Source organism: Brevibacterium sp., from assembly GCF_031179145.1.
Classification (GTDB): Bacteria; Actinomycetota; Actinomycetes; order Actinomycetales; family Brevibacteriaceae; genus Brevibacterium.
The window spans coordinates 1-6,461 of sequence record NZ_JAPSIB010000041.1; the positions used below are offsets into that span (position 1 = coordinate 1).

7 protein-coding genes are annotated in these 6,461 nt (G+C 65.1%); 5 read left to right on the forward strand and 2 right to left on the reverse strand.

What is annotated here, in order from left to right; all coding sequences use genetic code 11:
- Together RIT73_RS17075 and RIT73_RS17080 are read right to left on the reverse strand one after the other, a co-directional pair.
- Positions 1-278: metal-dependent transcriptional regulator (locus RIT73_RS17075; protein ID WP_309133307.1), on the reverse strand; the 278-nt coding region annotated here is incomplete at its 3' end.
- Positions 279-431: 153 nt separating this feature from the next.
- Positions 432-1,682 carry an Nramp family divalent metal transporter gene (locus RIT73_RS17080; protein WP_309133308.1) on the reverse strand — a complete coding sequence of 417 codons (1,251 nt, stop codon included), beginning with the start codon at positions 1,680-1,682 and terminating at the stop codon, positions 432-434.
- 152 nt (positions 1,683-1,834) lie between these two features.
- Between RIT73_RS17080 and RIT73_RS17085 the strand changes: the two genes are divergently transcribed.
- The 5 genes from RIT73_RS17085 (at position 1,835) to RIT73_RS17105 (ending at position 6,400) form a co-directional block, all read left to right on the forward strand.
- A complete protein-coding gene (locus RIT73_RS17085; protein WP_309133309.1) occupies positions 1,835-3,004 on the forward strand; it encodes a macrolide family glycosyltransferase in 1,170 nt (389 codons plus the stop codon).
- A gap of 246 nt (positions 3,005-3,250) precedes the next feature.
- Positions 3,251-3,907, forward strand: coding sequence for a TetR/AcrR family transcriptional regulator (locus RIT73_RS17090; protein WP_309133310.1), 657 nt, complete (start codon positions 3,251-3,253; stop codon positions 3,905-3,907).
- A gap of 166 nt (positions 3,908-4,073) precedes the next feature.
- A complete protein-coding gene (locus tag RIT73_RS17095) occupies positions 4,074-4,454 on the forward strand; it encodes a hypothetical protein (protein WP_309133311.1) in 381 nt (126 codons plus the stop codon).
- A gap of 224 nt (positions 4,455-4,678) precedes the next feature.
- A complete protein-coding gene (locus RIT73_RS17100; protein WP_309133312.1) occupies positions 4,679-4,801 on the forward strand; it encodes a hypothetical protein in 123 nt (40 codons plus the stop codon).
- 174 nt (positions 4,802-4,975) lie between these two features.
- A complete protein-coding gene (locus tag RIT73_RS17105; protein ID WP_309133313.1) occupies positions 4,976-6,400 on the forward strand; it encodes a uracil-xanthine permease family protein in 1,425 nt (474 codons plus the stop codon).
- The last annotated feature ends 61 nt before the right edge of the window (positions 6,401-6,461 follow it).

Below are 6,461 nucleotides of genomic sequence, written 5' to 3' on the forward strand. Positions count from 1 at the left end.
AGGGATTCGACGAGGAAGGTCTCGATCAACCGGTGCCTGCGGACCATCGACAGCGCGATCTTCCGCCCCTCGGCGGTCAGTTCGGGAGGCCGGTAGGGCACGCGGAGGACGAGCCCGAGTTCGTCGAGGCGCTTGAGCACCTCGGTGACATTGGCCTTCGTCGTGCCGAAACGCTTCGCCAGCTCGGTCGCGGTGACCGGCTCACCGCCCCATTCCTGCGCGGACCAGATCGCCTTGAGATAGTCCTGGCTGACCTCGGAGACTTCGCCTGCACGCATGATTCCAGGTTATCCGACCAGCCGCTGATACCTCGGGCGAGCACTTGACTCTGACTCCATCACTTTCGGAACTATGTATCTGTTCCGGAACAGATGCATAGTTCCGAAAGTGATGCGGTCCGCGCGCCCTCGATGCGGCGCCCTCGGCGCGGCTCACTCGATGCCGAGGGCCAGCAGCGCGAGCAGAACGACGTTGAGCACGATGATGAGCCCCGACGCTGCGATCGCGAGCACCGAGATCACGCGTCCGTTCGCGTACTCGCCCATCACTGCGCGATTGGCCGTCAGCTTGACCAGCGGAACCATCGCGAACGGGATGCCAAGACTGAGCACGACCTGGCTGATCACCAGCGACCACGTCGGATCGGCGCCGATGCCGAGCACGATGAACGCGGGGATCATCGTCACCGCGCGCTGCCACACGATCGGGATGTGGACGCGCAGGAGCCCCTGCATGATCGCCGCTCCCGCGTAGGAGCCGACGGCGCTCGACGCGAGCCCCGAGGCGAGCAGTCCGATGCCGAAGAGCAGACCCACAACCTCGCCGAGGTTGACCGACACGACCGCGTGCGCCCCCTCGATCGTGTCGGTGCCGACCTGCCCACGCAGTGACGATGCCGCGACGAGCAGCATCGCGATGTTCACCGAGCCGGCGATGATCAGCGACAGCACGACGTCCCAGCGACTGGCCCGGAGCAGCTGCGGCACCGAGGACCGTGGCTGCTTCCCGTGCCGGTCCACCGACAGTGCGGAGTGGAGGTAGATCGCGTGCGGCATCACGGTGGCTCCGAGCATGCTCGCGGCCAGGACTACCGAGTTCGTTCCGTCGAGACCCGGTACGATCCCTCCTGCCGCCTGACCCCAGTCGACGTCCCCGACGAACAGCCCGGCGAGGAACCCGACCGCGATGATGCCGAGCAGGGTCATGATGACGGTCTCGAAGGGACGCTGCCCCCTAGTCGACTGGATCGACAGCAGCACGAGCGAAACGACGCCGACGATCAGGCCGCCGAGGAGGAGCGGCAGGTCGAACAGGATCTTCAGTGCGATGGCACCGCCGATCACCTCGGCGAGATCGGTGGCGACGGCCACGGCCTCGGCCTGCGCCCAGTAGGCCAGGCGGGACTTCTTCCCCAGCGTGCTCCCGACCAGGCCGGGCAGGGACTGGCCGGACACCAGACCGAGCTTCGAGGACAGGTACTGAACGAGGACGGCGATGAGGTTCGCCGCGACCAGGACCCAGACGAGCAGGTAGCCGTACTCGGCCCCCGCGGTGAGGTTGGCGGCGACATTGCCGGGATCGACATAGGCGATGGCCGCGACGAATGCCGGCCCGAGAAGCATGAAGGTAGAGATCTTCTGCTTCCCGCCGGTGCCGGTCTTGAGAGGTCTGGGGGTTCCCATGGGCTGAGCGCGGTGCATAAAGTTAAGGTACATAAACTTTCAGACGTCGGCAAGGGTCCGGGGCCTGGACCGCCGCCCCCGCCTGAGCACTCCACGCACAGCCGGGTGCGCATGTAGTGTGAATGGAACCGAGACTCGGAGGAGGACAGGCAATGGCGAGAATCACCTTCATGGGCCCGCTGGGTGCGGGGCATGTGAATCCGACTCTCGGGATCGCGGCAGAGCTGGTCCACCGCGGCCACGAGGTCTCCTATGCCGCGCCGAGGATGTTCGCCGAGCGCATTCGCGAAACCGGCGCTCGGTACGTTCCCGCCACTTCGACATGGGAAGCCATGCCACGTGGCGCCGTGCCACAGATGCACGGGGCGGAACTGGTGCGAGCAATGGGACTGCTCCTCGACGAAACGAAGGCGATGGTCAAGAAGCTCGACAGTCTCCCCAAGCCCGACCTTGTCGTTCACGACGGCACACTCGCATGGTGGGGACGGATTCTGGCCCATCGCTGGGGCGTGCCGGCCGTCGAGACCTGGCCGAACTTCGTCAGCAACAGTCATTGGAACATGCAGAGCTACGCGAAGATCAACCCGCTCCACCCCCGTTTCCTCCTGACCATGCTGCGAATCGGGCGCTACGTTCGGCGCGAGGGGATCCGTGACGTGGGCGGCTTCATGCAGGGCGCCACCGCTGCCGCACGCATTGTGACCATCCCGAGGGCGTTCCAGCCCGAAGGGCACACCTTTGGGGACAGCTTTCATTTCGTCGGCCCGGTGCTCACCGAGCGCCGCTTCCAGGGCGACTGGCAGCCGCCGGACGGCAAACCGGTGCTCCTCGTGTCATTGGGAACCGCCTACAACGATCGCCCCGAGTTCTTCCGCACCATCATGGAAACCGCAGAGGACCGACAGTGGCACGTGGTGATGGCCATCGGAGATTCGGTGTCCCGGAGGGATCTGGGCAACATTCCCCTGAATGTCGAAGTGCACGAACAGGTGCCGCAGACAGCCGTGCTGCGACACGCGGCCGCCTTCGTCACCCATGCAGGGATGGGAGGCGTGCTCGAGGGGTTTGCCCACGAAGTGCCCATGCTCGCGGTGCCGCAGATGGCCGAGCAGCGCGCGAACGCGGACCGACTCGTCGAACTCGGACTCGGCACGCAGATCCCACCCGACCAGATCACGCCGGATCGCTTCTGGTCCACCGTTGAGGACCTCACCGACGATCCACGCATCCGCGGCCGGCTGAACTGGATGAAGGCAGAGATCGAGGCGGCCGGCGGAGCCAGCGCGGCCGCCGACGTCGTGGAGTCCGCCCTGCCCGCTTGATCCGCCCTCGCGTCGACGTGCAATGGCGCCTGATCCGCCCTCGCGCCGACGTGCAATGGCGCCTGGAGCCGACAGCCATAAGTGGTTTTCACAAGGAGAAGTTCAGCATCAATTCCAATCTGCAACCAGAAGTAAAATTGCCAACGACAAGTGGTTGCAGAAACTATTTCTCGGGACCGATATGGAGCAGCGGTGCGCCCGTGAGCGAAACGAATGTCCGCAAACGAAGTGACCTACGATGGCCTCATGACAGTTGAACATGTTCAGTCTCGTACTGATCGTCGGCTCAGAACCGAAGAGAAGATCCTCGTCGCGGCAGGAGATCTGTTCCTCCAACTCGGCTACAGGAAGACCACAGTGCGAGGGATCGCTGGGCGAGCCGAGGTGTCGATCGGTCGGGTGATGGCAGCGGGAGACAAGGACGTCCTGCTCGTGCGCTGCTTCGACCGATGGTTCGCAGGACTCCAGACCGGACAGTACTCGCCGCCGGCCCGGCCGAATACCGGGACCTCCCCCGAAGCAGGCGAGAACGGAATGACGACGATGCCGCCGGGAACCACCTCGGCGGTGCATCAGCATCTTCTGGGGATCTTCCTCCCGTTCCTCGAATTCTTCGCCGCCCACGAGGACCTGTCGAGGGACTACGCCGCGGCGCTCATGCGCGTGCGCGTCAAACCGCGAGTGTTCGAAGTCCTGGCAGCCGACCTGCAGGAGAAGCTGGCGTCGAACCTCATCGCGATCGGCATCAATGAGGACTACTCGCGGGCGAGCGCCTCGGTGCTCTATGACTCGTTCCTGGGCATCGTCTTCCGGTGGAGTGCCAACGACCTGACCTTCGACGAGGCGGTCGCCTCTCTGTCACGGACCATCGCCTTCCACACGCAGGTCCGACGCCTGGGGTGACGCCGGCGTTCACGTGATACCGCCGGCGTTCACGTGACACTGCAGGCGTTCACAAGACGCTGCCGTTCAAGCCACCGATCCTCATTGGCACATACCTGTCGGCCGACGGTCTCATTTTCGTGTTCCGCCTTCTCACCCGACCCCCGATGGTTGTTAGATTTGACCCATGAAACGCAGATACCCCTGGTCGGTGATGCCGCACAGGACCATCGGTGGGGTTGCCATGGGATTTTCGATCACGGCTGCGGTCCTCGCATTCATCACAGCAACCTTCCATGGCCTCGCGACAGGACTTGCCGGAGTCGCCGAAGCCTCCGACATGAACTCGGCCCCCAACTGGTACATGGGCCTGGCCATCATGTTCGCGATCTTCTTCATCGTCTTCACCCTGTGCGGGCTGACGGGGCTGATCGCGGGAATCATGGCGATCGTGCGCAACAGCGGACGAGGGTCGGGGATCATCGCCATTGTGCTCGCCGTCCTCGGCCCCTTCTTCTCCCTGCTCGTCTTCGTCGTCACCGCAGCCGTCGGCAACTCGGTCGCGTGATGCGCGCCGCCAACCGGTGAGGGTTTCCCGACCTGGTCGACGGGGAATCAGCATGTCACCAGCAGCCGCCGGTCCGTAGGTTGAGGGGTATGACGAGCCCCGTGTTCTCCTATCCCCAACCCACCGACGACGAACTCGCCGCCCAGCAGCCCCACCCCTCCCCTCGACCCACCCGCGCACCGCTTGCGATTTCGAGCCGAGCTCGATCGGAGCAGGATGGCCCAATGGCGACAGACCGAACTCACAGCAGCGCACTCATCACGACGATCGTCGCAGCGAGCATCCCCCTCCTCGCACTCGGCGTCTTCCTTCTCCTCAAGTTCGGACTGACACCGCTCGCCGGCTGATCGGCGCCTTCCCCAACGACCCCCGGCGCCTGACCCAATGATCCCGGCGCACGCCGCACCGTCTCACCTCACGAATCGCGGCCGCTCCCCGACCTCTCCCGATAATGAAACAAATCGATTTGGCTCCTGATAAACTCAGGCCTGATCACCTTCTCTTACCGGCGAGAGGCCACCATGTCCGCACCCACCGAGGTCACCGACAGCGTCCATCCCGTTGACCAGCTGCGCCCAGTGCACAAGCTCATTCCCTTTGCGATTCAGCACGTCCTCGTCATGGTGGCCACGCCGATCTCGGCGGTCTTCCTCATCACCAAGGCGCTCGAGCTTCCGCAGGACATGACCTCGGCGCTGCTCTCAGCGGTGCTCGTCTTCTCGGGACTCGGATCGATCCTCCAGTCGATCGGCGTCTGGAAGCTCGGCGTCCGCCTCCCCTTCGTCATGCTCCCCGGAGGCGCCGGCACCGTCCTGTTCATCTCCATCGGCCAGGGCACCGATCTGCAGACCGCGGTCGGCGCCGTGATCCTCACCGGGGTGTTCTACATCTTCGCGGTGACCCTCTTCGTACGGGTCCTCAAATACTTCCCGCCGCTGGTCATCGGCGTGATCGTCATCGTCATCGGCGTCAACCTCATCCAGGTCACTGGGAAGCTCATCACCGGTCAGCCCGACAGCCCGGAGTTCGGCGACCCGAAGAACCTGCTCCTCGGCTTCGTCACGATCGCCGTCACCGTCCTGTGCTTCCGGTTCCTCCCCGGCCTCTGGGGTCGGCTCTCCATCGCGATCGGACTCATCGGCGGCACTGTCGTCGGCGCGTTCCTGGGTATGACCTCGTTCGGGGAGCAGATGGCCGGCCCGATCTTCGCCGCCCCCACCCTGTTCCCGTTCGGAATGCCGAAGTTCGACCTCATCGCCGCCATCCCGATGCTCCTCTGGGCACTGGCCTCAATGGCCGAGGCCACCGGCCAGACGATCATCAACGGCGAGATCGTCGATCGCAAAGTGACCCCGAGCAGGGACGTCCCCCGCGTCGTCCGAGCCGATGGGATCATCACCCTCCTCGGCGGGCTCTTCGGCAGCACGCCGATGGTCACCAGCGGCGAGAACGTCGGCATCGTCCGCGCTTCGGGTGTGCGCAGCCGCTATGTCACCGCGTTCGCCGGCGTCATCCTCATCCTCATCGGGTTCAGTCCCTTGGCCCGGATCCTCGGTGGCATCCCGGCCGCGGCCGTCGGCGGCACCGCCGTCGTGGTGTTCGCCATCATCGCCGTGCTCGGCGTGCAGATGCTCGCCCGCGTCGACTTCCACCACACCGGCAACCTCATCACCGCCACCGTCGGCCTGGGCGTGGGCCTGCTCCCGGTCCTCATCCCAGGAATGTACTCCCAGTTCCCGCCGAGCGTCGCCTCCCTGCTCGGCAGCGGGGTGGCCATGAGCGCCTTCGTCGCGGTGGTGCTCAACCTGATGTTCAATCACGGACGCAGCACCGCCGAGGCGACCCCCGAGAAGCCAGCGGACAGCACGACCCCTGTGGCTCCGTCAGATGCCGCCGAGGCGACCCCCGAGAAGCCGTCGGCCGAGGCGAAGGGCAGCGCGGAGTAGTCACCCGCCGGTCGACTCCCGCACGATCAACGTCGGAAGTGGGGCCGCCGAGGCGATCGCC